This is a genomic window from Azospirillum brasilense (assembly GCF_003349955.1).
GTDB lineage: Bacteria > Pseudomonadota > Alphaproteobacteria > Azospirillales > Azospirillaceae > Azospirillum > Azospirillum brasilense_B.
This window is the reverse complement of the sequence record NZ_QLKQ01000014.1, coordinates 47,701-72,221: the sequence shown is the minus strand read 5'-3', so window position 1 is coordinate 72,221 and position 24,521 is coordinate 47,701. Positions and strand designations below refer to the sequence as shown.

23 protein-coding genes are annotated in these 24,521 nt (G+C 68.9%); 11 read left to right on the top strand and 12 right to left on the bottom strand.

What is annotated here, in order from left to right; genetic code table 11:
* Positions 1-211: 211 nt before the first annotated feature.
* Together DXK32_RS08840 and DXK32_RS08835 are read right to left on the bottom strand one after the other, a co-directional pair.
* Entirely contained in the window at positions 212-913 is a 702-nt protein-coding gene (locus tag DXK32_RS08840) for an exopolysaccharide biosynthesis protein (protein WP_114858162.1), read from the bottom strand.
* Entirely contained in the window at positions 910-2,805 is a 1,896-nt protein-coding gene (locus DXK32_RS08835) for an ABC-F family ATP-binding cassette domain-containing protein (protein WP_114858161.1), read from the bottom strand. The genes DXK32_RS08840 and DXK32_RS08835 overlap by 4 nt, the downstream gene beginning before the upstream one ends.
* Positions 2,806-3,007: 202 nt before the next feature.
* On the opposite strand from DXK32_RS08835, the gene ndk reads away from it, so the two are divergent.
* Positions 3,008-3,430, top strand: coding sequence for a nucleoside-diphosphate kinase (ndk, locus tag DXK32_RS08830; RefSeq protein WP_014197473.1), 423 nt, complete (start codon positions 3,008-3,010; stop codon positions 3,428-3,430).
* Positions 3,431-3,616: 186 nt separating this feature from the next.
* The gene (locus DXK32_RS08825; RefSeq protein WP_114858160.1) at positions 3,617-4,096 is read left to right on the top strand and encodes a hypothetical protein; all 480 of its coding nucleotides are present in this window, start codon (positions 3,617-3,619) and stop codon (positions 4,094-4,096) included.
* 57 nt (positions 4,097-4,153) lie between these two features.
* On the opposite strand, the gene DXK32_RS08820 is transcribed toward DXK32_RS08825, so the two are convergent.
* The 3 genes from DXK32_RS08820 to purM all read right to left on the bottom strand — a co-directional run bounded on the left by DXK32_RS08820 (position 4,154) and on the right by purM (position 6,094).
* Positions 4,154-4,303, bottom strand: coding sequence for an aa3-type cytochrome c oxidase subunit IV (locus DXK32_RS08820; RefSeq protein WP_114858159.1), 150 nt, complete (start codon positions 4,301-4,303; stop codon positions 4,154-4,156).
* Positions 4,304-4,403: 100 nt separating this feature from the next.
* Positions 4,404-5,072, bottom strand: a complete 669-nt coding sequence (gene purN, locus DXK32_RS08815) for a phosphoribosylglycinamide formyltransferase (protein WP_114858158.1) — start codon at positions 5,070-5,072, stop codon at positions 4,404-4,406.
* Positions 5,060-6,094: a phosphoribosylformylglycinamidine cyclo-ligase gene (gene purM, locus DXK32_RS08810; protein ID WP_432612341.1), complete on the bottom strand. Its 1,035-nt coding sequence runs from the start codon at positions 6,092-6,094 to the stop codon at positions 5,060-5,062. The genes purN and purM overlap by 13 nt, the downstream gene beginning before the upstream one ends.
* 156 nt (positions 6,095-6,250) lie before the next feature.
* Between purM and DXK32_RS08805 the strand changes: the two genes are divergently transcribed.
* From DXK32_RS08805 to DXK32_RS08785, 5 genes are all read left to right on the top strand, one after another.
* The gene (locus tag DXK32_RS08805; protein WP_114858156.1) at positions 6,251-7,687 is read left to right on the top strand and encodes a DUF2066 domain-containing protein; all 1,437 of its coding nucleotides are present in this window, start codon (positions 6,251-6,253) and stop codon (positions 7,685-7,687) included.
* An 88-nt stretch (positions 7,688-7,775) separates the two neighbouring features.
* Positions 7,776-8,336 (top strand): CDP-alcohol phosphatidyltransferase family protein, encoded by a 561-nt coding sequence (locus DXK32_RS08800; protein ID WP_114858155.1) that lies wholly within the window; start codon positions 7,776-7,778, stop codon positions 8,334-8,336.
* On the top strand, positions 8,333-9,394 hold the full coding sequence (locus DXK32_RS08795; RefSeq protein ID WP_114858154.1) for an AI-2E family transporter: 1,062 nt from the start codon (positions 8,333-8,335) through the stop codon (positions 9,392-9,394). The genes DXK32_RS08800 and DXK32_RS08795 overlap by 4 nt, the downstream gene beginning before the upstream one ends.
* 27 nt (positions 9,395-9,421) lie before the next feature.
* Positions 9,422-10,186, top strand: coding sequence for an HdaA/DnaA family protein (locus tag DXK32_RS08790; protein ID WP_247877055.1), 765 nt, complete (start codon positions 9,422-9,424; stop codon positions 10,184-10,186).
* Positions 10,125-10,904 carry an SDR family oxidoreductase gene (locus DXK32_RS08785; RefSeq protein ID WP_114858152.1) on the top strand — a complete coding sequence of 260 codons (780 nt, stop codon included), beginning with the start codon at positions 10,125-10,127 and terminating at the stop codon, positions 10,902-10,904. The genes DXK32_RS08790 and DXK32_RS08785 overlap by 62 nt, the downstream gene beginning before the upstream one ends.
* A gap of 78 nt (positions 10,905-10,982) precedes the next feature.
* Here the strand turns inward: DXK32_RS08785 and DXK32_RS08780 are convergent, their stop codons facing one another.
* Both DXK32_RS08780 and DXK32_RS08775 read right to left on the bottom strand, forming a co-directional pair.
* Positions 10,983-11,582, bottom strand: a complete 600-nt coding sequence (locus tag DXK32_RS08780; protein WP_114858151.1) for an FMN-dependent NADH-azoreductase — start codon at positions 11,580-11,582, stop codon at positions 10,983-10,985.
* Positions 11,583-11,622: 40 nt separating this feature from the next.
* The gene (locus tag DXK32_RS08775; protein WP_114858190.1) at positions 11,623-12,105 is read right to left on the bottom strand and encodes a DMT family transporter; all 483 of its coding nucleotides are present in this window, start codon (positions 12,103-12,105) and stop codon (positions 11,623-11,625) included.
* Between the two features lie 72 nt (positions 12,106-12,177).
* Between DXK32_RS08775 and DXK32_RS08770 the strand changes: the two genes are divergently transcribed.
* Entirely contained in the window at positions 12,178-13,092 is a 915-nt protein-coding gene (locus tag DXK32_RS08770; protein WP_114858150.1) for a LysR substrate-binding domain-containing protein, read from the top strand.
* 80 nt (positions 13,093-13,172) lie between these two features.
* Here DXK32_RS08770 and DXK32_RS08765 read toward each other — a convergent pair whose 3' ends face one another.
* Together DXK32_RS08765 and DXK32_RS08760 are read right to left on the bottom strand one after the other, a co-directional pair.
* Positions 13,173-14,786 carry a CYTH and CHAD domain-containing protein gene (locus tag DXK32_RS08765; protein WP_247877054.1) on the bottom strand — a complete coding sequence of 538 codons (1,614 nt, stop codon included), beginning with the start codon at positions 14,784-14,786 and terminating at the stop codon, positions 13,173-13,175.
* A 71-nt stretch (positions 14,787-14,857) separates the two neighbouring features.
* The gene (locus tag DXK32_RS08760) at positions 14,858-15,376 is read right to left on the bottom strand and encodes a SixA phosphatase family protein (protein WP_114858149.1); all 519 of its coding nucleotides are present in this window, start codon (positions 15,374-15,376) and stop codon (positions 14,858-14,860) included.
* A gap of 216 nt (positions 15,377-15,592) precedes the next feature.
* Here DXK32_RS08760 and DXK32_RS08755 point away from each other — a divergent pair, with 216 nt between their 5' ends.
* A complete protein-coding gene (locus DXK32_RS08755) occupies positions 15,593-17,740 on the top strand; it encodes an RNA degradosome polyphosphate kinase (protein ID WP_114858148.1) in 2,148 nt (715 codons plus the stop codon).
* Positions 17,741-17,759: 19 nt separating this feature from the next.
* Positions 17,760-19,313: a Ppx/GppA family phosphatase gene (locus tag DXK32_RS08750; RefSeq protein ID WP_114858147.1), complete on the top strand. Its 1,554-nt coding sequence runs from the start codon at positions 17,760-17,762 to the stop codon at positions 19,311-19,313.
* A 30-nt stretch (positions 19,314-19,343) separates the two neighbouring features.
* Here the strand turns inward: DXK32_RS08750 and DXK32_RS08745 are convergent, their stop codons facing one another.
* Together DXK32_RS08745 and rnd are read right to left on the bottom strand one after the other, a co-directional pair.
* Positions 19,344-20,633, bottom strand: coding sequence for a hypothetical protein (locus DXK32_RS08745; protein ID WP_205215675.1), 1,290 nt, complete (start codon positions 20,631-20,633; stop codon positions 19,344-19,346).
* A 263-nt stretch (positions 20,634-20,896) separates the two neighbouring features.
* The gene (rnd, locus tag DXK32_RS08740) at positions 20,897-22,063 is read right to left on the bottom strand and encodes a ribonuclease D (protein ID WP_114858145.1); all 1,167 of its coding nucleotides are present in this window, start codon (positions 22,061-22,063) and stop codon (positions 20,897-20,899) included.
* Positions 22,064-22,229: 166 nt separating this feature from the next.
* Between rnd and aspS the strand changes: the two genes are divergently transcribed.
* Positions 22,230-24,059 carry an aspartate--tRNA ligase gene (gene aspS / locus DXK32_RS08735; RefSeq protein WP_014197455.1) on the top strand — a complete coding sequence of 610 codons (1,830 nt, stop codon included), beginning with the start codon at positions 22,230-22,232 and terminating at the stop codon, positions 24,057-24,059.
* 124 nt (positions 24,060-24,183) lie between these two features.
* Here aspS and DXK32_RS08730 read toward each other — a convergent pair whose 3' ends face one another.
* Complete coding sequence (locus tag DXK32_RS08730) at positions 24,184-24,381, bottom strand: hypothetical protein (protein ID WP_247877053.1); 198 nt, start codon at positions 24,379-24,381, stop codon at positions 24,184-24,186.
* Positions 24,382-24,521 lie beyond the last annotated feature (140 nt).

Sequence of the window (24,521 nt, the reverse complement as noted above, 5' to 3'; positions counted from 1 at the left end):
AGCCACGCGGCCGGCGGCGTCTTGCCGCTTTTCTGCTTCTCCGCGACGGTGATTTCCGTTGGTGTCATGATCGGCCTTTCGCCGTTGGCTGTTGAGCGTTTTACCCCGGGGCTAAACAAGCTGGAGCCTCAGGGGGTCCCGAACCTAACAATCCCAGAGCGCACTTATGTCGCATCCGGGGTTCCCCCGCAACCGGCCGAAGCGGCGGGAGCTATGCCATGAACGCGGGATATGACGTGGCGGCCAGCAGGGTCTGGCCGGCGTAGGACAGGCTGCTGGCGACCAGCGCGAAGAAGACCAGGGCGGCCACGGTGAGGGCGAGGCTGACCGCGACGGCGGCGCCGTCGCGCTCGATCAGGCCCAGGGACAGCAGGACCAGGGCGAAGCCGGGCAGCCAGCCGGTCAGCGGCAGCGGCACCACGCAGGTCAGCGACAGCAGAAGGACCAGCACGCCGAACCAGCGTTCCCCGTCGATGCTGGCGAAGCGGCTGTGGCGCGGCTTCAGCATCCGCTCGATGGCGGTCAGCCGCGGCATCGCCTTGTCGATCATCCGGGCTGCCAGGGAGCGGCTGACCGAGCGGCGCAGAATCCAGCCGGGCAGGGCGGCGCCGCGCTTGCCGAAGGCCATCTGGGCGGAGAAAAGCAGGATCGGCAGGTCGAACAGGCAGGACACGCCCAGCGGCACCGGCGCGATGGTGGGCAGCGACAGGGCCAGCAGGATGGTGCCGAGAGAGCGGTCGCCCAGCGCCTGGATCAGGTCGCCCAGCGACACCCGCCCGTCCGGCAGGTTGGCGCGGAAGGCCGCCAGGACGTCGGAGGTCCGCTCCTCCCCATGGTCCTGCCGCCCCCGGCGGGCGACGGTCGCCGGAAGCGAGGCGCCTCCGGTGAAAGCCATGTCGCGCGGCACGCTCATACGCCGGCCTCCGCCGCCGCCGACTCATAGGCTTCGAGATGCTCCAGCCACGCCTCCTCGGCGGCGGACAGCTTCTTGTCCACGACGCCGAGATCGATCTGGAGCTTCTGCAGCTTGTCGCTGGGGCCGCTGTAGAGGGCGGGATCGGCCAGCTTCGCCTCGATCTTGCGCTTCTCCTCGGTCAGCTTGTTGACCTGCGACTCCGCGTCGGTGGCCTTCTTCTTCAGCGGGGCCAAGGCGGCGCGGGCCTCCGCCGCGGCGCGGCGCTGGTCCTTGCGGCTGGCCCCGGCGTCCGCCGCCTCGCCGCCCTTGGCGGCGGCGCGCTCGGCCCGCGCGCGGTCGAGCAGGAAGCGGCGGTAGTCGTCGAGGTCGCCGTCGTAGGGCTGCACCGTGCCGTCGGCGACCAGCAGCAGCCGGTCGGCGGTCAGCTCGATCAGGTGCGGGTCGTGGCTGATGAGGATGACCGCGCCCTCGAACCCGTTGATCGCCTCGATCAGCGCCTCGCGGCTGTCCACGTCGAGGTGGTTGGTCGGCTCGTCGAGCATCAGGATGTGCGGCGTCTCGCGGCTCATCAGCGCCAGCAGCAGCCGGGCCTTCTCGCCGCCGGACAGGTCGGAGATGCGGGTTTCCGCCTTGCTCTGCTGGAAGCCGAAGCGGCCGAGATGGGCGCGGACCTTCTCCTCCGGCGCCAGCGGCATGATGCGCTGGGTCTGCTGGATCGGGGTCAGCGACAGGTCCAGCTCGTCCTGCTGGTGCTGGGCGAAATAGCCGACGCGCAGCTTGGTCGGGCGCTTCACCTCGCCGGCCATCGCCTCCAGCCGCCCCGCCAGCAGCTTCACCAGCGTGGACTTGCCGTTGCCGTTGGCGCCGAGCAGGGCGATGCGGTCGTCCATGTCGATGCGCAGGTTGACGCGGCGCAGGATGGCGCGGTCGCCGTAGCCGATGGTCACCCCGTCCAGCGCGATCAGCGGCGGGGCCATCTCGTCCGGCTGGGGGAAGTTGAAGACGACCTCCGCGTCGTCCTCCATCAGCGTGATGGTCTCCAGCTTCTCAAGGGCCTTCAGCCGGCTTTGCGCCTGCCGGGCCTTGGTCGCCTTGTAGCGGAAGCGTTCGACGAAGGCCATCATGTGCTTGCGCTTGGCCTCCTGCTTGGTCGCCATGGCCTGCAGCCGCTCCATGTTGGCGCGGCGCTGCTTGAGGAACTGGTCGTAGTTGCCGGCGTAGGTCACCAGCTTCCCTTGGTCCACATGGATGGTCGTCGTGGGGACCGAGTTCAAGAGGTCGCGGTCGTGGCTGACCAGCAGGATCGTGTGGGGGTAGTTCTTGAGGTACCCCTCAAGCCAGATGGTCGCCTCCAGGTCGAGGTGGTTGGTCGGCTCGTCGAGCAGCAGCAGGTCGGGCCGGGCGAACAGCACGCCGGCCAGCGCCACGCGCATCCGCCAGCCGCCCGAGAAGTCGGAGCAGGGCCGCGCCTGCGCGTCGGCGTCGAAGCCCAGGCCGGAGAGCACCTGGGCGGCGCGCGACGGCGCCGAATGCGCCTCGATGTCGGCCAGCCGGGCGTGGATCTCGCCGATGCGCATGGGGTCGGTGGCCGTCTCGGCCTCGGCCAGCAGGGCGGTGCGCTCCGTGTCGGCGGCCAGGACGGCGTCGATCAGGGTGGTGGCGCCGCTCGGGGCCTCCTGCGCCACCATGCCGATCTTGGTGCCGGTCGGCACGCCGATGGCTCCGGCGTCCGTCTGGAGCTGGCCGGCGATGAGCTTGAGGAGGGTGGATTTTCCGGTGCCGTTGCGGCCGACCAGCGCCACGCGGTGGCCCTTCGACACGACCGCGGTGGCGCGGTCGAACAGCACACGTCCGCCGTAGCGGAACGTCAGGTCGTTGATGTGCAGCATATCGGCGCCGGTTTACCACGGGGAAACCGCGATTTGAAGCGGGACCCGCGGGGCAACCCTTCATGGCAGCCGCGCGAAGCAACGCGAAACGGCCTCACGAAGCGGTTGCCGTGGCCGAAAAGCGGCTATATAACCCCGCGCAATCGGCGCCCCGGCCAAAGCAGCGGCGCCCATAACGCATTTCCAGCAGGAGCCCACCGCCATGGCCGTCGAACGCACCCTCTCGATCATCAAGCCCGATGCCACCCGCCGCAACCTGACCGGCAAGATCAACGCCAAGTTCGAGGACGGCGGCCTGCGCATCGTCGCGCAGAAGCGCGTCCAGCTGTCCAAGGCCCAGGCCGAGCAGTTCTACGGCGTGCATCGCGAGCGTCCGTTCTTCAACGACCTCGTCTCCTTCATGATCTCCGGCCCGGTCGTGCTCCAGGTCCTGGAAGGCGAGAACGCCATCGCCCGCAACCGCGAGATCATGGGCGCCACCAACCCGGCCAACGCCGCCGAGGGCACCATCCGCAAGGAGTTCGCCGAGTCGATCGAGGCCAACTCGGTGCACGGCTCGGACGCCCCGGAGACCGCCGCGCAGGAGATCGCCTTCTTCTTCGCCGGCATCGAGCTGGTGGGCTGATCGCGGTTTCTCCGCGTCGCAGTCTTGCGCGAAGGGCCGTCCCGACCGGGGCGGCCCTTTTCGATTCAGGACCTTGCGTTTCGGGCCTGCCGCCCGCAACTTGTCGCCCGCGCCGGGGCACGGCGTCGTGGACAGGCGTGGCGAAGTCGAGTATTCGGGGATTCTACCGCTAGGAGTACCCCCGCCATGGAAAATCCGCACGTCAAGCCGATCGTCGCGGCCCTGCTGGAGCCGCTGCCGTCCCTCGTGAAGGGCAGGAACGACCTGAGCGATCCCGGCGTGGTGGAGTTGCTGGTGCGCGGCTACGTCGACCAGTGCCTGGCGGCCTTCCAGGAGGTGCTGCGCGGCAACGTCGAGCAGGACGCGGCCATCGACGCGATCAACGCGCAGGCGACGGCGCTGAACGCGGTGTTCCTGGGGACCAGCGGATTCGACACGGTGGTCGTCCATCCCTGGAACGCCGCCGATCAGCTCGGCCAGTTCCTCCAGGACACGGTGGGGCTGGATTTCCCGGCGGAGGATTGCGTGCGCGCCGCGCTGATCCATCTCGCCACCCACGTCATGCACGCCATCCAGGGCGGCACCGAGGCGTGGGAGCAGCAGGTGGACGCGCTGGTCGGCGAGATGCGCGACCTGCTGCTCGGCCGTCTGCCGGACGGGGCGTAAGCGCCCCGCCGCGGCGGTCCGGAAGGCAGGCGACCGGCTGGCTGCTTGGAAAGGCCGTCAGACCAGGAAGATCGCCATGAAGACCAGCACGGCGATCACGCCCGCGGTCGCCAGCGTCATGAAGCGGGTGAAGGCGTGCCAGCCCGCCTCGTGGCGGCGGACGACATCCTCGCTGACCGGATTGTGGCCGTGTTCCGTAACCGTCATCGCCCTCTGCCTCCCCTGTTATGGTTCCGGCGGAGAATGTGGGGAGCGCGGACGGTTGCGGCAAGGGTTCCGCTTGGCCGAGGGGCGCCTTTGGAGCGACTCAGGCCGGCGGGTTGATGAGCGTCGGCAGGTTCTCTGCCGGACCTGACAGGGTCACCCGGCCATCCTCGACGCGGGCGCGGCCCTCGGCGATCAGGCGCAGCGCCTGGGGATAGAGCCGGTGCTCGGCCTCCAGCACGCGGGCGGACAGCCGGTCGGCGTCGTCGCCGGGCAGGACCGGGACGGCGGCCTGGGCGATGATCGGCCCCTCGTCCATCTCCGGGCGCACGTAATGCACGGTGCAGCCGTGGAAGCGCACCCCGGCGTCCAGCGCCCGCTGGTGGGTGTCCAGCCCCTTGAAGGAAGGCAGCAGCGACGGGTGGATGTTGATCATCCGGTCGTGCCAGCGCTCGACGAACCAGGGCGACAGCAGCCGCATGAAGCCGGCCAGACAGATCAGCTCGACGCCCGCCTCGCGCAGGCGCGCGTCCATGGCCTCTTCGAAGGCGCGCTTGTCGCCGGGGAAGTCGCGGTGGCTGACCACGGCGACCGGGACCCCGGCGGATGCCGCGCGCTCCAACCCGTAGGCGTCGGCCTTGTTGGAGAGTACCAGGGCGATCTTCGCCGGAAAGTCCGGGGCGGCGCAGGCGTCGATCAACGCCTGCAGATTGCTGCCGCGCCCGGAAATCAGGACTCCAACCTTCAGGGCGTTGGAGGTCAGGCCGACCATGCCGTGTCCATGCCGGTCACGGTGACGCGGGCGTCGCCGTCCTTGACCGCGTGGACGGTGCCGACGGTGAAGACCGTCTCGCCGCCCTGGGCCAGGATCCCGGCCGCCTGCTGCGCCTTGTCCGCCGGGACCACGACGACCATGCCGAGGCCGGTGTTGAAGGTGCGCGCCATGTCCAGCGGGGTCAGCCCGCCCGTCTTCATCAGCCAATTGAAGACCGGCGGCAGCGGCCAAGCGGAGGCGTCGAGCGTCACGCCCAGCCCGTCCGGCAGGACGCGCGGGATGTTCTCGATCAGGCCGCCGCCAGTGATGTGGGCCATCGCCCGCACCGTGCCGGCGCGCACTGCGGCCAGCGTGCTCTTCACATAGATGCGGGTCGGGGTCAGCAGGGCCTCGCCCAGCGTCTTGCCGGCGTCCCAGGGGCAGGGCGAGTCGTAGCCGAGGCCGGACTTTTCGACCAGCTTGCGGACCAGCGAATAGCCGTTGGAGTGCACGCCGGAGGAGGCGAGGCCGAGCACGACGTCGCCGTCCTGAACCGTGGCGCCGGTCAGCGCGTCCTTGCGCTCCACCGCACCGACCGAGAAGCCGGCGAGGTCGTAGTCGCCCTCGGCGTACATGCCCGGCATCTCCGCCGTCTCGCCGCCGACCAGCGCGCAGCCGGCCTGACGGCAGCCTTCCGCGATGCCGGCGACGATGGCGCGGCCCGCGGCGACGTCCAGCTTGCCCGTGGCGTAATAGTCGAGGAACAGCAGCGGCTCCGCGCCCTGGACGACGAGGTCGTTCACGCACATCGCCACGAGGTCGATGCCCACCGTGTCGTGACGGTTCGCCAGGATGGCGACCTTCAGCTTGGTGCCGACGCCGTCCGTGGTGGCGACGAGCAGCGGGTCGTGATACCCGGCCGCGCGCAGGTCGAACAGGGCGCCGAACCCGCCCAGCCCGGCGTCGGAGCCCGGGCGCGCGGTGGAACGGGCGAGCGGCTTGATCGCGTCAACGAGCGCGTTGCCCGCATCAATGTCCACGCCGGCCTGCTTGTAGGCGTCGGACGTGTTATTAGACTGGGTGCTGATGGTATCCTCGCTTGGGCTGAGCTATATACCTGGGCCACCTGAACCGGGTCAATTTGGGCCGGGTCAATAGGGAACGGGCCGAACATACTCGAATCGGAAGGCTTTGCAATGCTCCACCGCCGCCATGCGCCGCTGTTTGCGGGCTTCGCCGCCATCACCGTGGCCCTGGCCGTTCCGGCCGGCCCCGTGGACGCGCAGGTGCCCGGCGCCGCGCCACCCGCGGTGGCGGCCCCGGCTGTACCTGGGACGGCCCCCGCGGCGGTTCCGGCGGCGGACCCCTTCACGGTGTCGGGCGTGAAGGTGGACGTCAGCGCCGCCAACGCCAACGCCGCCCGCGATCAGGCGATCCGCGACGCGCAGGTGAAGGCCTGGGCGGAGCTCTACAAGCGCCTCGTCCCCACCGCCACCAGCGTGCCGCGGGTGTCGGACATCGAACTCGCCCGGCTGGTCCAAGGCTTCGAGATCGACGACGAGAAGGTGTCGGCCACCCGCTATGTCGGCAGCATCACCGTGCGCTTCCGCCCCAACCCGGTGCGCGAGACGCTGGCCGGCGGCGGCCAGCAGTATGTCGAGCCGCCGGCCCGGCCCTATGTGATCCTGCCGGTGACCGTCGTGGACGGGCGCCCCGTGCTGTGGGAAGACCGCACCGAGTGGCGCGAGGCCTGGGAGGGCCGGCAGACCGCCGCCTCGCTGGTGCCGCTGGTCGTCCCGGACGGGGAACTGGCCGACATCTCCGCCATCGGCGTGAACGAGGCGCTGTCCGGCGATCCCGAGGCGCTGGCCCGCATCGCCCAGCGCTACAACGCCGGCGGCGTGATCGTCGCCAAGACCGACCTGCCGGCGGGCGGGCTGGATCTCGGCCGTCCGCTGGCGGTCGAGGTGACCCATTACACGCCCGACGGCGCGCGCGACCAGCAGACGGTCAACGTGAAGGCCGACATGGCCGACCGGGCCGGCGATTTCCTGACCCGCGCGACGACCTTCGTGTCGGCCGCCATCGACGAGTCCTACCGCCGCGACAACACGGTGGCGAGCGGGCCGGAGCAGGCGACCCTGGTGCGCGTGCCGCTGGCCAGCCTCAACGACTGGGTGGAGACGCGCAAGCGGCTGGGCATGGTCAACGCCGTGACCCGCACCGACGTGCTGTCGATCAGCCGTTACGAGGCGCTGGTCGCGCTGACCCACCGCGGCGACGTGGAGCGGTTGCGCCAGGCGCTGGCCCGCCGCGACCTCGGTCTCGCCCGCACCGGCGCGGTCGCGGCACCGATGCCGGCCCCCGTTCCGGGCCAGCCGGTTCCGCCGGTCGCCCCGACGCCGGAATGGCAGCTCCAGGTGCTGGCGAGGGGCGCCGGGGCGGCTTTGGCGCAGCCCGCCGCGGCGTCTCCGGCGTCCATCCCGGCGGCTCCGTCCGCCTTCTCGCCGGCCACCGCCGCGCCGTCGGCCTATCCCGGCGTGGCGCCGGCGCCGGTCGGCGTTCCGCAGGCCGCTCCGGGGGCGCCGCCGCGCATTCTGGGCACGCTGCCGGCTGGCACCGCGCGCCCGTGACAGTGGAGGGCGTGGCGGCGTTACAGACGGGCCGGGACCGGCCCTTGACGGGACGCCGGCGCAAGGGACAACGGCAGAAGGCACCGCGGTGAGCATCCCGAACATCATCACCTTCGGCCGCATCCTGGTGGTGCCGGTCGCCGTCTACTTCATCCTGGCCGGGGAGCTGGGGGTCGCCTTCTGGCTGTTCGTCGGGGCGGGGGTGTCCGACGCCGTCGACGGCGCGGTGGCCCGCATGTTCCGCGCCCGCACGGTGCTGGGCGCCTATCTCGACCCGATCGCCGACAAGGCGTTGCTGGTCAGCGTCTACGTCTCGCTGGGCCACATCGGCGTGCTGCCGCTGTGGCTGGTCATCCTTGTGGTGTTCCGCGACCTGATGATCATCGGCGGGGTGATGCTGCTCTACACGCTGAAGGAGTCGCTGGCCATGCAGCCGCTCTATGTCAGCAAGATCAACACGGCGGTGCAGCTCTCCCTGGCGGCGGCGGTGCTGGCCCCGGCGGGGCTGGGGTTGCCCGACTTCCACCTGTTCGGGCAGGAGCTGGTGCCGCTGCTCATCTGGGCCTGCGCCGCGACGACGGTGCTGTCGGGGCTGGCCTACGTCTATCGCGGCGGGCTTCTGTTCAGCCGGCACGGAGGGGTGCCGTGACGGCGGGCAAGCAGATGCGCTTCTGGCTGATCGGGCTTGGCCTGTTCGTCCTGGCGCTGTGGCTGCTGTCGGGGATGCTGCTCCCTTTCGTGGTTGGGCTGGCGATCGCCTATCTGCTCGATCCGGTGGTTGACCGGGTGGAGCGCTGGCGCCTGCCGCGCTGGCTGGCGACGACGCTGGTGCTGCTGTCCTTCGTCCTGGTCCTGGTGCTGATGGGGCTTCTGCTGCTGCCGCTGGTGCAGGCGCAGGTGTCCCACCTGATCGAGGTGCTTCCCAACTACGCCAACGCCGCGCGGGACCGGCTGATGCCGATGCTCGACCGGCTGGTGCACCGCCTGTCGCCGGAGGATGTGGAGCGGCTGCGCGGTGCCGCCGGCAATTACGCCGGGGACGTCGTCGGGTGGATCGGCCGGGTGCTGAAGCACATCCTGTCCGGCGGGCTGGCGCTGTTCGACGTGCTGTCGGTGATGTTCATCACGCCCATCGTCGCCTTCTACCTGATGCGCGACTGGGACATCCTGGTCGCCAAGGTGAACGGCTGGCTGCCCCTGCACCACGCCGCGACCATCCGCGAGCAGGCGCGCGAGGTGGACGAGACGCTTGCCGGATTCGTCCGCGGGCAGGCGTTGGTCTGCCTCGTGCTGGGGGTGTTCTACGCGGTGGCGCTGTCGCTGGCCGGGCTGGATTTCGGGCTGGTGATCGGGCTGATGGCCGGGCTCTTGTCCTTCATCCCCTATGTCGGCTCGCTGTTCGGATTCGTGTCGAGCACCGGGTTGGCCCTGCTGCAGTTCGACGACCCGTGGCGAGTCGCCATCATCATCGCGATCTTCCTGTTCGGGCAGGCGGTGGAGGGCAATGTCCTGACGCCGAAGCTGGTGGGCGAGAAGGTCGGGCTGCACGCGGTCTGGGTGATCTTCGCCCTGCTGGCCGGCGGGTCGCTGTTCGGTTTCGTCGGCGTTCTGCTGGCGGTTCCGGTGGCGGCGGTGATCGGGGTGCTGACACGCTTCGCGTTGGGGCGCTATCTTGACAGCCCCTACTACCGCGGTACCCCTTCCTGATGGCCTCCGCCTCATGACCTCTGCTCAATGACATTAGCGGCCCAGATCCCGCTCGACCTCGGACACCGCGCCGCCATGGGCTGCGAGGATTTCCTCGTGGCGCCCAGCAACGCCGAGGCGGTGGCGTGGCTCGACCGCTGGCCGTCCTGGCCGGCGCCGGCCCTGACGCTGTACGGGCCGGACGGTTGCGGCAAGACCCATCTGGGCCATGTCTGGCGGGCGCGCAGCCACGCCCCCATCGCCCTGGGCGAGGCGCTCGACCGGATCGACCCGCACGCCCTGCTGGCCCGCGCCAACGCCGTGGTGGTGGAGGACGCCGACCAAGTGGCCGGCGCCCCGGCGCGGGAGGAGGCGCTGTTCCACCTCTACAACCTCGCCCGCGACTCGGGCGGGCATCTGCTCCTGCTGTCGCGCCGCCCGCCGTCGCGCTGGCGGATGAAGCTGGCCGACCTGCGCTCCCGCATCAAGGCGGCCCCCGCGGTGGGGGTGGAGGCGCCGGACGACGCGCTGCTCGCCGCCGTGCTGGTCAAGCTGTTCGCCGACCGCCAGTTGCGGCCGGGCATGGACCTCATCACCTACCTGCTGGCCCGGATGGAGCGGTCGTTGGAGGCGGCGGGGCGGGTGGTCGCGGCGCTTGACCGCGCCTCGCTGGCCGCGCACCGTCCCCTGACCGTGCCGCTGGCCCGCGAGGTGCTGGCCGGTCTGGAGGCCGGGAAGGGAGGAGACGAGGATGGATCTGGGAATCGCCGGACGCCGCGCCATCGTGTGCGCAGCCAGCAAGGGACTGGGTAAGGCCTGCGCCCTGGCGCTGGCGCGCGAGGGGGTTGCGGTCACCATCACCGCGCGCGGTCGCGACCTTCTGGAGGCCGCCGCCGAGGAGATCCGCAAGGAGACCGGCGCCACCGTGACCACCGCCGTCGGCGACATCGCGACGGAGGAGGGGCGCGCCGCCGCTCTGGCCGCCTGCCCGGAGCCGGACATCCTGGTCAACAACGCGGGCGGCCCGCCGCCGGGCGATTTCCGCGACTGGGAGCGCGACGACTGGGTCCGCGCCGTCGAGGCCAACATGCTGGCCCCGATCTTCCTCATCAAGGCGACCGTGGACGGCATGATCGGCCGCCGCTTCGGGCGGATCGTCAACGTCACCTCGGCGGCGGTGAAGGCGCCGATCCCGATCCTTGGCCTGTCCAACGGGGCGCGGGCCGGGCTGACCGGCTTTGTCGCCGGGCTGTCGCGCCAGACCGTGCGCCACAACGTGACGATCAACAACCTGCTGCCCGGCCCCTTCGAGACCGACCGGCTGCGGGCCACCATGGAGGGCGGGGCCAAGGCCAACAACCGCAGCCTGGACGAGGAGATGGACCTCCGCCGCGCCGGCAACCCGTCCGGCCGCTTCGGCGACCCGGCGGAGTTCGGCGCGGCCTGCGCCTTCCTCTGCTCGGCCCACGCCGGTTTCATGACCGGGCAGAACGTGCTGCTGGACGGCGGCGCCTACGCGGGGACGCTGTAGGCGGCGGGTCGAGGCTTCCGATGGGCTCTGTCCGACCGCCATCCCAGGGCCGTCGGACAGGCCCCGGCAAAGCGACCTTTAGAAACCGCAACGCGGATCAAGGGCCGAGAGGGCCTCGAACGCGGCCCGCGTGCCGCTTTCCCGGTGCGCGTCGCTGACGGCAAGACCGTCCGCGGCGATCACATCGAGCCTCGTCACACCGATGAAGGCGAAGATCGACCGAAGGTAGGATTCGGCGTGTTCGGACGCCGTCAGGGACGTGCCCTGGCGATACTGACCGCCCCGCGCCACGTCAAGGATCACCCGCTTTTCCTGCGCCAATCCTTCCGGGCCGTTCTCCGTGTAGCGGAACGTCTTCCCCGCGATGACGATCCGGTCGATCCACGCCTTGAGCTGGCTGGAAATGGTCAGGTTGTAGAGCGCGACGCCGATGACGACGACATCGGCATTGATGAACTCGTCCAGAATCTTTTCACCGAACGCGATCTCGTCCATCACGGCCGGGGACGCCGCCAGATGGTCGCCGGTGAGATGGGGAACGGGAACAGCGGCCAGATCGCGATGGATGATGTCGATCGCTGGATTGTGTTCCTTCAACCGTTCGACGGTGGCTCTGGACAGCATGCGGCTGACGGATTGCTCACCGAGAATGCTGGAGTCGATGTGAAGCAGTTTCATAAGTGATCTTTCTTAAGATGTCGGCGAGAGCGTCGAGCCGTCACGAGCCGGCGGGCGGCTTCACGCCGAGCGTCGGCACCTGCATCACGATCAGCCCGAGAAAGATCAGGCCGAGACCGGCAAGACGGGACAGCGAGACGGGCTTTCGGGGGAGGCCGACAAGCCCCCATTGGTCGATGATGATCGACGCCAGCATCTGCCCGGCGATGACCGCCGTGATGAAGCCGGCGGCGCCGAGTTTCGGCGCCAGCATGAGCGCGCCGGTGATGTAGACGACGCCGACGACACCGCCGATCCAGATCCAGCGGGGGGCTTGCGCCAGATTCGAGAGGGTTGGCGCTTCCACCCTTGCCAAGGCCATGACGGGCAGGATGCAGGCGAAGCTGACGCACAGGGATACGGCCGTCCCCCACAGCGGATGGCCGAGCGTCCGTCCCAGGACGGCGTTGGCCCCGGCCTGAAACGGAACGACCGCACCGGTGATGATCGCGGCCAGGATGAGAAACAGCGCGTTGGTTTGCATGGTCGAACCTCCATGCATCACCAGATGCCGCATTCATGACATAGATGGAAATTCTGATATGATATCTTGATCATGCACGACATGAATACCCTTCGCGGCGTCGATCTCAACCTGCTGGTGGTCCTCGATGCGTTGCTGGCCGAGCGGCATGTGTCGCGCACGGCGTCCCGCCTGAACATGAGCCAGCCGGCGGTCAGCCATGCGCTCGGGCGTCTGCGGCATCTGTTCGATGATCCCCTGTTGATTCGCCGCGACGGGCAGCTGGTTCCGAGCGCCAGGGCGCTTGAACTTGCTCCGGCGCTGACCGAAGCCTTGCGACAGGTGCGGGAGGTTCTCGGGCCGGGTGGCTTCGACCCGGCCAAGGAAAAACGGACGTTTCGGCTGGCGATGTCGGATTACGGCTCCGCTGTCGTCCTTCCCGGCCTGCTGAGGAGGCTGCGCCTCGACGCGCCGGGGATCGACGTGGTGATAACGCAATCGAACCGGGAGGCGATGCTTCGGCAGATACTCGACGGGGACTGCGATCTGGCGGTCGGCGTGTTTCCCGATCGTCCCGAACGGATCGAATCGGAGCAGCTTTTCGTCGAGCGCTTCGCGTGCCTCGCGGACCGGACGAGTCTGGGAGGGCGCGACCGTCTGGATATCGGCGCCTACCTCGCCCGGCCGCATGTTCTCGTTGCGATGAAGGACCAAACCAGCACCGAAATCGACACGGCCTTGCGCGCCGTCGGCCACACGCGCCGCATCGCCGTCACGCTGCCGCATTGGGGAAATGCGCCACGGTTGATCCAAGGGACGGACCTCGTTCTGACCGTGGCCCGGAAAGCCCTTGCGCTCCATGAGCAGGACCCGGCCGTCGTCGTCTTCGAGCCGCCGTTTCCGATACCGCCATTTCCCTTCGTCCAGGTTTGGCATGAACGGCGCGGCGGCGATCCCGCACACCTGTGGCTGCGCAATGCGGTTGCAGGCGTTTCGATGGCTGTGTGATCGACCACCATCCAGCGGTGGCGCCGTTCCCGCTGGACTGCGAAGCGGCGGCGGGTCAGGGAGGGGGCAAGGTCACGCCCTCACCAGAACACTGGTCCGTCCCGATACGCCTTCCACAGTCCCGGCAGCGCCTTGCGGCGTTTGTCAGCCTGCTTGGCGAGCCAGCGGGCGGTCGATTCGGCGGCGGGCCGCTGCTCCGGCCGGTCCGCCGACAGGCCGCGCAGACGATCGCCGGCCACCGCGGCGTCGTGCTCGGCGTCCAGCGCGCCCAACAGGGCGTCGAGCGCGGCGATGAAGGGCACCGTTGCGGTTTCGGCGTAAAGGCCGCGGAAGAACTCCGCCGTGTGGCGCAGCTTGCGCAGGCGGCGGCGCAGCCGGTCACGCGTCGCGGCGTCGGCGCCGTCAAGGTCGCGGCCCGCCTTCAAAGCCCCAGCCTTCAGGGCCTTGGCGTGCTGGGCGGCCAGCCAGGGGCCGGACAGCTCGGCCATCGGACGGTCGAGCTGGGCGCGGACCTCCGGCGCGGCGCCGGACTGCCACGCCCCATCCTCCAGCCAGGCGCCGAGCGCCAGGATCAGCCCGGTGCAGCGCGGCGACTGGATCGCCTCCACCGCCGCCAGCGCGGGCGCCCGACGGGCTTCGCGAACCGCACCGGTCAGCGCGGCGATGTCGTCGGCGGAAGCCTTCTCCGTCGCCGCGAAGGGCGCGATCCCGTGGGACAGCAGCACGTCCCAATCGCGAGCCGGGCCGAGCTGGCGGGAGAACCAGCGGATGTCGTTCCCGGCGCGGCAGGCGTCCGGCACTCCGGCCAGCGGGCGGAACAGACGGATGGCGGTGCGCAGGCGGCGCAGCGCGACGCGCATCTGGTGCAGCCCCTCCACGTCGCCGCCGGCCAGGGCGCAGGCCTCGTTGGCGAGCAGCAGGCGCAGACCGTGCCGCACGATGTGGCGATAGGCCTCGGCCACCGTGGTGACCGGGGTCAGGCCCAGCGGCTCCGGCAGGATGGGAGCGGGCAGGCGCCCGGTGACGAGACGGTCGCCGATCTCCGCCTTGCTCTCCGTCCCGATGCGCATCGGGACGCGGCGCTGGAGCGTCAGCGCGAGGTCGAACAGGCGCCCGATGCGGCCCGACTTCAGTTCCAGCTCGACCTCGCTGATGCGGGCGCAGGCGTTGCCGGCGGTGATCTGGCCATCGTCCACCGCCACCTCGATGGAGGTCAGGGCGTCCGGGCGGACGAGCAGGGTGGTGCGCCGGAACTCCGTCGTGAACTGCGGCACCAGCGCCGCCCGCGCGTCGGCTGGCACCAGGGCGGCGACACCCTCGGCGTCGAGGGGCGTCATGTCGGGAGCGGCCGTGGGGATGGTCCAGTCCCATTTCTTGCGGATGGCCACCGCCGCCGAATCGCCGGGGGTGGCGGCGTTGATGGTCTTCAGCGTCTGGACGAAGCGGTCGCCGTCCTGCCGCACCCGCAGGGCGACGCCCCCAAGGAACAGGCGGCGGTCCGGCGTGTCGTAATAGACGGTGCGCAGGTCGCGGACGGCCGGCGCGCCCTCCGCCTTCTCCTTGAGGGCGGGCAGGTCCACGACGCGGGGCAGATCGCGCGGATCGAGGTGGAGCTTCATCTCCACCTCGCGCACGGCGGAGACCGCGGCGGGCGCGGCATTCTGGGGCGCGGCATTCTGGGGCGCGGAAGACACGGGGGGCGACTCCTGCTCGGTTCCGGGCCTGCTCTGTCAAGGGTTGAAATACCCCATTTGGCAAAAGGGCGTTAAGAGAGTTTCCGTGGCAGGATGAAATCGGCCAGCCGTCCCGCCCCGCTGTCCAGGTCGGCCCAGTGGGCCGCTTCGAACAGGAGAACGGCGCAGGCGCCGGTCGGGAACTTCTCCGCCAGCGCGTCCCGATGCCGCACGTCGCCGCTGCCGGCCAGCTCGCGGGCGAGGTCGTGGAGGTCCGGGTTGTGGGCGACCAGCATCAGCGACGACGCGGAGTCGGGGGCGTCGCGCAGCCGCTCCAGAAGGACGCGCGCGCCGCACAGGTAGAGGCCGCGCTCGCGCTCCACCGGGATGTCCGGCGCGTCCATCACCTCCAGCAGGCGGTCGGCGGTGTCCGCCGCGCGCCGGGCGGTGGAGCACAGCACAAGCCCGATGCGCGCCCCGCGCTCCTTCAACGCGTGGCCGACCAGCCGGGCCGCCTTCTTTCCCCGCGGCGCCAGCGGGCGGTCGTGATCGTCCAGGGAGGGATCGTCCCACGCGGACTTGCCGTGGCGCATGAGATACAGGGTCTTCATCGAGGCGGTCCCTTCCTGTCCGGATCGCGCTCCGGCGGGATGCGCCGGGGGTGCGACTGTTTTCGCAGCGGTATTATCGTGACGGCAGTATTATGCTGTCTGACCCAAAACCGTAACGTAGTTGGGGTAGGTTGCCTGGCCCGTCGACCGCGGCGGGCGGTCCGGTTCGCCCGGACTGTAGCGGCATCACCCATCACGCAAAAGCCCGAGGCTGCTGTGACCGAACTTCAGGACCTGGAAGCGACCTGCATCGAAGCGGACGCGCCGGAGCGCTTCATCAACCGCGAACTGTCGTGGCTGGCCTTCAACCAGCGTGTCCTGGATGAGGCGTCCAACCCGAATCACCCGCTGCTGGAGCGGTTGAGGTTCCTGTCGATCTCGGCCAGCAACCTCGACGAGTTCTACATGGTCCGCGTCGCCGGCCTGAAGGGGCAGGTGGCCGCGGGGGTGAAGACCCCCAGCGCCGAGAACCTGACCCCGGCCCAGCAGCTGACCGCGGTGAACCAGCGCATCGTCGAGCTGATGAACGCGCAGCAGACCATGTGGCGCAGCCTGAAGCAGGACCTGCGCGAGGCCGGCATCATGGTGGTCGGCGCCGAGGACCTGACCGAGGGGGAGAAGGACTGGCTGGAGGCCAAGTTCCTCGACGACATCTTCCCCATCCTGACGCCGATCGCCGTGGACCCGGCGCACCCGTTCCCCTTCCTGCCCAACCTGGGCTTCTCGCTGGCGCTGCAACTGCACGAGCCGGTCAAGGGGCGGCATCTCGACGCGCTGGTCCCGCTGCCGGCGCAGCTCGACCGCTTCATCCGCCTGCCGGGGTCGGAGATCCGCTTCATCCAGCTTGAGAAGCTGGTGATGCTGTTCATCGACCGGCTGTTCCCGCCGTTCCAGGTCAAGGCCCACGGCGTCTTCCGCGTGCTGCGCGACAGCGAGATGGAGATCGAGGAGGAGGCGGAGGATCTGGTCCGCACCTTCGAAAGCGCGCTGAAGCGCCGCCGCCGCGGCAGCGTCATCCGGCTGGCCACCGACGCCGGCATGGCCGCCGACCTGCGCGAGTTCCTGCGCCACGAGCTGCGCGTCTCGAACGACGACGTGTTCATCCTGGACGGGCTGATCGGCCTGTCGGACACTCGTCAGCTGATCGTCGACGAGCGGCCCGATCTGGTCTTCCGTCCCTTCAACGCCCGCTTCCCGGAGCGCATCCGCGACTTCGGCGGCGACTGCTTCGCGGCCATCCGCGACAAGGACATCGTCGTCCACCACCCGTACGAGAGCTTCGACGTGGTGGTGCAGTTCATCCGGCAGGCGGCGCGCGACCCGCAGGTGGTCGCCATCAAGCAGACGCTCTACCGCACCAGCAAGGACAGCCCGATCGTCGCCGCGCTGATCGAGGCGGCCGAGGCCGGCAAGTCGGTGACCGCCCTGGTCGAGCTGAAGGCCCGCTTCGACGAGGAGGCCAACATCCGCTGGGCGCGCGATCTGGAGCGCGCCGGCGCCCAGGTCGTCTACGGCTTCGTCGATCTGAAGACGCACGCCAAGGTGTCGCTGGTGGTGCGGCGCGAGAACAAGGCGCTGCGCAGCTACGTGCATTTCGGGACCGGCAACTACCACCCGATCACGGCGAAGGTCTACACCGACCTGTCCTTCTTCACCTGCGACCCGGCGCTCTGCCACGACGCGGCGGTGATGTTCAACTACATGACCGGCTACGCCACGCCGAAGCTGCTGGAGAAGATCGCCATCGCCCCGATCACGTTGCGCCAGAAGCTGGGCCAGCTGATCGACGCGGAGGTCGCCAACGCCGCCGCCGGCAAGCCCGCCCACATCTGGGTGAAGCTGAACTCGCTGGTCGATTCGGAGATCATCGACCGGCTGTACAAGGCGTCGCAGAAGGGCGTGCAGATCGACATGGTGATCCGCGGCATCTGCTGCCTGCGCCCCGGCGTGAAGGGCCTGTCGGAGAACATCCGCGTGCGCAGCATCGTCGGGCGCTTCCTGGAGCACGGGCGGGTCATCTGCTTCGCCAACGGCCACGCGCTGCCCAGCCCGCAGGCCAAGCTCTACATCTCCTCCGCCGACTGGATGACGCGCAACCTGGACCGCCGCATCGAGACGCTGGTGCCCATCGAGAACCCGACGGTGCACGAGCAGGTTTTGGACCAGATCATGGTCGCCAACCTGAAGGACGAGGCGAACACCTGGAAACTCGGCCCCGATGGCGTTTATCATCGGGTGGAGGCTGGTCCGGACGCGTTCAGCGCCCATAACTATTTCATGACGAACCCCAGCCTGTCGGGCCGCGGCAGCGCGCTCAGCAGCAAAAAGACGCCGCCGCGGTTGAAGCTGCGTACGGTCATCTGATTGAGGACATCGGTTGCTTATGACGCCGGCGCAGGAACACACGGTCCCCACCAGGGCCGTCGAGAAGGTGGTCGAGAAAGGCGAGCGGATCGCCGTGATCGACATCGGGTCCAACTCGATCCGGCTCGTCGTCTATGACGCTCTGAAGCGGTCGCCCCTCCCGGTCTTCAACGAGAAGGTCCTGTGCGGGCTCGGCCGCGGGGTGGAGAAGACCGGCTGCCTGAACCCGGACGGCGTGATCCAAGGCCTGGAGGCCCTGGAACGCTTCGCCCTTCTGGTCGCGGGCATGCGCGTCGGGCGGCTGGACGTCATCGCCACGGCGGCGGTGCGCGACGCCACGGACGGTCCGGCCTTCATCCAGCGGGTGAAGGACCGCACCGGCCTCGACGTCAGCGTGATCAGCGGCGAGGAGGAGGCGCGGCTGTCCGCCATGGGCGTGTTGTCCGGCACCCCCGCCGCCGACGGGCTGGTCGGCGACCTCGGCGGCGGCAGCCTGGAGCTGGTGCGGCTGGAGCGCGGCGTGATCGGCGAGCATCTGACGATGCCGCTGGGGCCATTGCGCCTGATGGAACTGAACCCGGCCAAGCCGAACGGGCTGGTGCGCGCCATCGACCAGCATCTGGAGAAGCTGGACTGGCTGGCCCAGATGCGCGGCAAGCCCTTCTTTCCGGTGGGCGGCGGCTGGCGGGCGCTGGCCAAGCTGCACATGGAGCATGTGAAGCACCCGCTGCACATCATCCACCACTACACGGTCCCCTTCGCCGAGGCGCGGGACTTCGCCGGGCTGATCGCCAAGCAGAGCCGGTCCTCGCTGGAGAAGATGTCCGGGTCGCGCCGCCGGGTCGACACGCTGCCCTACGCGGCTCTGGTCTTCGAGCGGCTGCTGCGCATGGTCCAGCCGTCCAGCGTGGTGTTCTCGGCCTTTGGGCTGCGGGAAGGGCACCTCTACGCGCTGCTCGATCCCGAGGCGCAACGCCAGGACCCGCTGCTCGCCGCCGTCGAGGACTGGGCGCAGCGCTTCGTCCGCATCGGCGACCCGGCCCTGCTGGTGTCCTGGACCGGCAACCTCTTCGCCGGGGAGGACGACGCGGCGCTGCGGCTGCGGCAAGCTTCCTGCCTGCTCAGCGACGTGGGATGGGCCGAGCATCCCGATTACCGGGCGGAGCACGCCTGCCTGCGCATCCTGCGCTACCCCTTCCCCGGCATCGACCATGACGAGCGGGCCTTCCTGGCGCTGGCCGTCTACGCCCGCTACGCCGGGTCCATCGACGGTCCGGGCGCGCCCAACGCGGTCACCGCGGGGCCGCGGTCGCTGCTCAGCGACGCCCAGGCGCGCAAGGCGCTGGTTCTGGGGCTGGCGCTGCGGCTGGCCCACACGCTGACCGGCGGGGCCACGGCGCTGCTGCAGCGCACGGCGCTGAAGGTGTCGGGGGAGCGGCTGGTGCTGACCCTGCCGGACGATTTCAGCGTGCCGGCCGGCGAGACGGTGCAGCGGCGCCTGGACGCGCTGGCGAAGGCGTTGAACCGCAAGGGTGAGATCGTGCCGCCGGCCAGGCCGCAAGCGGCGGAGTAGGAGCGGGAGGCGGCGGAGGAGCCGCCTCCCTCACGCCACCTTGGCGTGGGCGATGGCTTCGCGGACGCTCACGCCCTTGCGCAGGATGTTGTCCACGGCGCGGCCCTGCACCATCGTGATGCCGACCTTCTGGGCGTAGACGAGGCTCGACACGCTGTCGCAGCGCGCCAGGATGAACTTGCAGCGGTCCTGCTCCTGGATGCGCTCCATGAAATACTTCTCGAAGGTCGGGTCCATCTCGAGCATGTCGTTGGACCAGAAGATCTTCGCGTAGTCGGCGTTCAGGTATTCCAGGTCGAAGTTCGTCACCCAGAAGGGGTTCAGCCCGTCCACCGCGATCTGGTAGCGGCGGTCCTGGGCGAACTCCACCACCTCGTTGAACAGCGACAGGTTCTCGATCAGGTCGCCCTTGGAGATCTCAAGCACCACCTGCCCGCGGAAATCGAGGGGAAGCCGCTCGTCGAACTTCACGAAGCCGGTGGAGATGACCGTGGACAGGTTGATGTTGATGCCGATGCGCCGGCCACGCATGAAGCTCAGCCCGTGGTTCAGCGCCCGCAGCACCGACTGGTCGAGATTGGCCGTGAAATAGTTGAACAGCCACTTGTTGGCCGTGATGTCGTAGTCCGGGCAGAGCCGTTCCTGAAGCAGCTTGATCGAGATGTAGAGTTCGAAATAGGCCATGTCCTCTTCGGCGTTGCGGCCGATGTTGGCGATGGCCTGATTGAACAGGAAGGGCGACAGGTCGAACATCTGCATGGAGCGTTCGAGCTTGGCCATCTCCTCCAGCGTGATCGGCGGCTTCGTCTCGTTGGAGTGGTCGCCGGTCTCGTTGGCCTGCAGCTCCTCGATGAAACGGATGACGTTGATGAAGTTCAACGCCAGTTCCATGATCGAGTAGAGCGAGAATTCCTTGTAGGGGTTCGCCCCGGTCAGGGTCGTCTTGGCCAGGAAGATCTGCTCCACCTTCTGGCAGACGTCGGTGACGCCGGTCAGCTTCAGCCCCTTGTAGAGGATGATGACGTCGCCGTTGGAAATGTTGAAGGACTGGAGGTAGGAGGCCTTGTTCGCCAGCTCCTGGATGATCGTGCGGACGATCATCTGGCTGGACGGGTCCTTGTCCCGCAGCAGCGACAGATGCATGTGGATCAGCCGCATGCCCTGCAGTTCGGACTTCGCGGAGCGGAGCAGATTCAGCAGCTTGTCGTTGTCGAATTCGGGCTTCTGGTCCTTCGCGGCGGCGACGGCGGCCTGCTTCTCCGTGGTGGAGAGGCGGACGCGGTCGCGTCCCATGGGTGGTTTGCCGCCGAACCTGCTCATACGCGAAATCCCCCGGGTGTGCGCATAGGGCTTGTGCGCACCTTAAAGGCGAGAATTTCCCCGCGAACCAAACCGCGCCGCCACACGGCATGGATACGGAGCCCGTGACTTATTAGCCCATGGTTTTTTTAACAATGCCTTAAAGCGCTGTTAATTGCGATGAAATGTTTCATAATTTTGGCTAAACGTCGCGAAGCTGAGCGAACCTGTAACGGCCCGGCCGGATTCTTGCGCCATTTTGGAATGATTCCGAATGGGGCCATTCAAGGCCCCTCTCCATTGGCGGTCGGAACGATGCGGACACGGCGGTCGAGCACCGCCAGGCCGATGCGGCCATGCTTGAGCGCCAGGGCGTCGTCGCCGAACAATTCCCGGCGCCAGCCCTGCATCGCGGGCACCTGGGCCTCGTCGTCCGCCGCGATCGCCTCCAGATCGGCGGCCGACGCGATCAGCTTGGACGCCACGTTGTTCTCCTCGCACTTCATCTTCAGAAGCACGCGCAGAAGTTCAACGATGGGTTGCAGTCCGGGCGGCGGCTCCTCGCGCGGTTCGACGCGCGGCAGGTCGGACTCCGGGATGTCCAGCCCCTTCTGGACGCAGGCCAGCACCTCGGCGCCTTGACGCCCCTCGGCGAAGCCGCGGCCCATGCCGCGGGTGCGGGCGAGGTCGTCCACGCTGGTCGGGGCGTGGGCGGCGATCTCCAGCAGCGCCTCGTCGCGCAGCACGCGCGAGCGGGGCAGGTCGCGGCGCTGCGCCTCACGCTCCCGCCACGCCGCCAGCTCCTTCAGCACCGCCATGAAGCGCGGCTTGTTGGTGCGCACCTTCAGCCGCAGCCAGGAGCTGTCCGGGTCCACCTGGTAGGTGGCCGGATCGGTCAGGACGGCCATCTCCTCTTCCAGCCAATGGGCGCGGCCGGAGCGGACGAGGCGGCGCTTCAGCTTCTCGTAGGCCGGGCGCAGATGGATCACGTCGGACAGGGCGTAGGTCAGCTGCCGCTCGGTCAGCGGGCGGTGCGACCAGTCGGTGAAGCGGCTGGACTTGTCGATGCGCGCCCCGGCCAGCTTGGTGACCAGCGTCTCGTACCCCACGCTCTCGCCGAAGCCGCAGACCATGGCGGCGACCTGGGTGTCGAACAGCGGGTGGGGGATCTGGCCGGACAGATGCCAGAAGATCTCCACGTCCTGCCGGGCGGCGTGGAACACCTTGAGGATGGCCGGGTCCACCATCACGCGGAACAGCGGCGCCAGGTCGATCCCTTCGGCCAGCGGGTCGATGGCGACCGCGCCGTTCGGCGCGCCGACCTGCACGAGGCAGAGCTGCGGCCAATAGGTCTTCTCGCGCAGGAATTCGGTGTCGACGGTGATGTAGTCCACCCCGGCCAGCGAGCGGCAGAAGGCGTCAAGGTCATCGGTGGTCGTGATCAGTGTCATAGCCGCTTCATACACGAGCGCGCGACCGCGCGAAAGCTCGCCCTTCGGCAACTCTCCCAGCGTGCAGCGGACGCGGATGGCGACTTGACATTCCCGCGCTGTCGGTGTGGTGTGTCGGGCCGCCTTTCCGCGCAGGATTCCGACCTTTTCCAAGGTGTTTCGACCCATGCACCCCTACCGCACGCACACCTGCGGCCAGCTTCGCGAAGAGAACGCCGGTCAGATTGTCCGCCTGTCGGGCTGGATCAACCGCAAGCGCGACCATGGACAGCTCCTGTTCATCGACCTGCGCGACCATTACGGCCTGACGCAGTGCGTGGTCGACACCTCCAACCCGGCCTTCCAGGCGGCGGAGCGGCTGAAGCTGGAATCGGTCATCACCGTGACCGGCAAGGTGGTCAAGCGCACGGCGGAGACCATCAACGACCGCCTGCCGACCGGCCGCATCGAGGTGCAGATCGCCGAGCTGTCGGTGCAGGGCGAGGCGGAGCAGATCCCGCTGCAGGTCAACCAGGACACCGACGCCGGCGAGGACGTGCGCCTGCGCTACCGCTTCCTCGACCTGCGCCGCGAGCGCATCCACGAGAACATCCTGCTGCGCTCGCGCGTCATCGCGTCGGCGCGCCGCCGCATGATCGACCAGGGCTTCACCGAGTTCCAGACGCCGATCCTGACCGCCTCCTCGCCGGAGGGTGCCCGCGACTATCTGGTGCCCAGCCGCAACCATCCGGGCAAGTTCTACGCGCTGCCCCAGGCGCCGCAGCAGTTCAAGCAGCTGCTGATGGTCGCCGGGTTCGACCGCTACTTCCAGATCGCCCCCTGCTTCCGCGATGAGGACGCCCGCGCCGACCGCTCGCCGGGCGAGTTCTACCAGCTCGACTTCGAGATGTCCTTCGTCACCCAGGAGGACGTGTTCGCCGCCATCGAGCCGGTGCTGCACGGCATCTTCGACGAGTTCGGCGGCTTCCGCCGCGAGACGCCGCCGGCCATCGACAAGCCGCCCTTCCGCCGCATCTCCTTCGCGGAGTCGATGCTGAAGTACGGCAACGACAAGCCGGACCTGCGCAACCCGCTGGAGATCACCGACGTCACCGCCGTCTTCAAGCGCGACGACGTGGAGTTCCGCGCCTTCAAGCAGACGCTGGAGAAGGGCGGCGTGGTCCGCGCCATCCGCGCCCCGAAGGTGTCCGACAAGCCGCGCAGCTTCTTCGACAAGCTGAACGACTGGGCGCGCGGCCTCGGCGCTCCGGGCCTCGGCTACATCATCTTCGAGGCGGCGGGCGGCAAGGGCCCGATCGCCAAGTTCGTGCCGGAGGCCGCCCAGGCCGAGCTGCGCACCGCGGCGGGCGTGGAGGACGGCGACGCGGTCTTCTTCGTCTGCGACCAGCCCGGCCCGGCGGCCAAGCTGGCCGGCTTCGCCCGCACGAAGATCGGCGAGGAGTTGGACCTGATCGAGAAGAACGCCTTCCGCTTCTGCTGGATCGTCGACTTCCCGATGTACGAGCTGGACGAGGAGACCAACAAGGTCATCTTCAGCCACAACCCCTTCTCCATGCCGCAGGGCGGCCTGGAGGCGCTGAACACGATGAACCCGCTGGACATCAAGGCGTACCAGTACGACATCGTCTGCAACGGCGTGGAGCTGTCGTCGGGCGCCATCCGGAACCATCTGCCGGAGCTGATGTACAAGGCGTTCGAGATCGCCGGCTACCCGCCGGAGGAGCTGGAAGCCCGCTTCGGCGGCATGCTCAGCGCCTTCAAGCTGGGAGCGCCGCCGCACGGCGGCTCGGCTCCGGGCATCGACCGCATCGTGATGCTGCTGGCCGACGAGCCGAACATCCGCGAGGTCATCGCCTTCCCGCTGAACCAGCGCGCGGAAGACCTGCTGATGCAGGCCCCGGCCCCGGTGGATCAGGCGCGCCTGCGCGAACTGCACCTGAAGCTGGACCTGCCGAAGCCGAAGGTCGCCGCCGAGGCGCCGAAGGCCGCCACCTGACGGCTTGAGTTCTCCTTTCCCTTCCCGCTTCGGCGGGGAGGGAAGGGCGGCCAACAAGAAAGCCCCCCGTCCGCGAGGCCGGGGGGCTTTCTTGTTGGGAACGGAAAGGCGAAACCGGAAGGCGTCAGGCCGCGACGTTGCCGGCGGGGGCCGATCCGATCATGCGGTAATAGTTGGAGTCGACCAGGACGAAGCAGCTCAGCGTCTTGGCGTCGCCCTCGTCCTCCGTGCTGACCACGCGGGCATGCGGGATGCCGAACAGGGTCACGGTCTCCCGCACGCGCCAGGACCGCCCGTTGGTCGCGCCAACGGTCTGGAACACCTGTCCCACCAAAACCTGCTTCTTGGCCATAGGGAAACCCTCATCCTGCTGTCGGTGCACACCATGACTCCATGGAGGCGTGGATGCACCATGCACAGCTTAGGCCAGTTTCGTCATAATATGGCACATTGAATTGTAAC

Bases quoted from the DNA above. Each gene is read 5' to 3' on its own strand.
- DXK32_RS08750 (WP_114858147.1), top strand. From the start codon at position 17,760: ATGACGCCGGCGCAGGAACACACGGTCCCCACCAGGGCCGTCGAGAAG.
- DXK32_RS08835 (WP_114858161.1), bottom strand. From the start codon at position 2,805: ATGCTGCACATCAACGACCTGACGTTCCGCTACGGCGGACGTGTGCTG.
- DXK32_RS08770 (WP_114858150.1), top strand. From the start codon at position 12,178: ATGCACGACATGAATACCCTTCGCGGCGTCGATCTCAACCTGCTGGTG.
- DXK32_RS08785 (WP_114858152.1), top strand. From the start codon at position 10,125: ATGGATCTGGGAATCGCCGGACGCCGCGCCATCGTGTGCGCAGCCAGC.
- DXK32_RS08840 (WP_114858162.1), bottom strand. From the start codon at position 913: ATGAGCGTGCCGCGCGACATGGCTTTCACCGGAGGCGCCTCGCTTCCG.
- DXK32_RS08780 (WP_114858151.1), bottom strand. From the start codon at position 11,582: ATGAAACTGCTTCACATCGACTCCAGCATTCTCGGTGAGCAATCCGTC.
- DXK32_RS08790 (WP_247877055.1), top strand. From the start codon at position 9,422: ATGACATTAGCGGCCCAGATCCCGCTCGACCTCGGACACCGCGCCGCC.
- DXK32_RS08775 (WP_114858190.1), bottom strand. From the start codon at position 12,105: ATGCAAACCAACGCGCTGTTTCTCATCCTGGCCGCGATCATCACCGGT.
- DXK32_RS08805 (WP_114858156.1), top strand. From the start codon at position 6,251: ATGCTCCACCGCCGCCATGCGCCGCTGTTTGCGGGCTTCGCCGCCATC.
- DXK32_RS08760 (WP_114858149.1), bottom strand. From the start codon at position 15,376: ATGAAGACCCTGTATCTCATGCGCCACGGCAAGTCCGCGTGGGACGAT.
- purN (WP_114858158.1), bottom strand. From the start codon at position 5,072: ATGGTCGGCCTGACCTCCAACGCCCTGAAGGTTGGAGTCCTGATTTCC.
- ndk (WP_014197473.1), top strand. From the start codon at position 3,008: ATGGCCGTCGAACGCACCCTCTCGATCATCAAGCCCGATGCCACCCGC.
- DXK32_RS08825 (WP_114858160.1), top strand. From the start codon at position 3,617: ATGGAAAATCCGCACGTCAAGCCGATCGTCGCGGCCCTGCTGGAGCCG.
- DXK32_RS08745 (WP_205215675.1), bottom strand. From the start codon at position 20,633: ATGAGCAGGTTCGGCGGCAAACCACCCATGGGACGCGACCGCGTCCGC.
- rnd (WP_114858145.1), bottom strand. From the start codon at position 22,063: ATGACACTGATCACGACCACCGATGACCTTGACGCCTTCTGCCGCTCG.
- DXK32_RS08820 (WP_114858159.1), bottom strand. From the start codon at position 4,303: ATGACGGTTACGGAACACGGCCACAATCCGGTCAGCGAGGATGTCGTC.
- aspS (WP_014197455.1), top strand. From the start codon at position 22,230: ATGCACCCCTACCGCACGCACACCTGCGGCCAGCTTCGCGAAGAGAAC.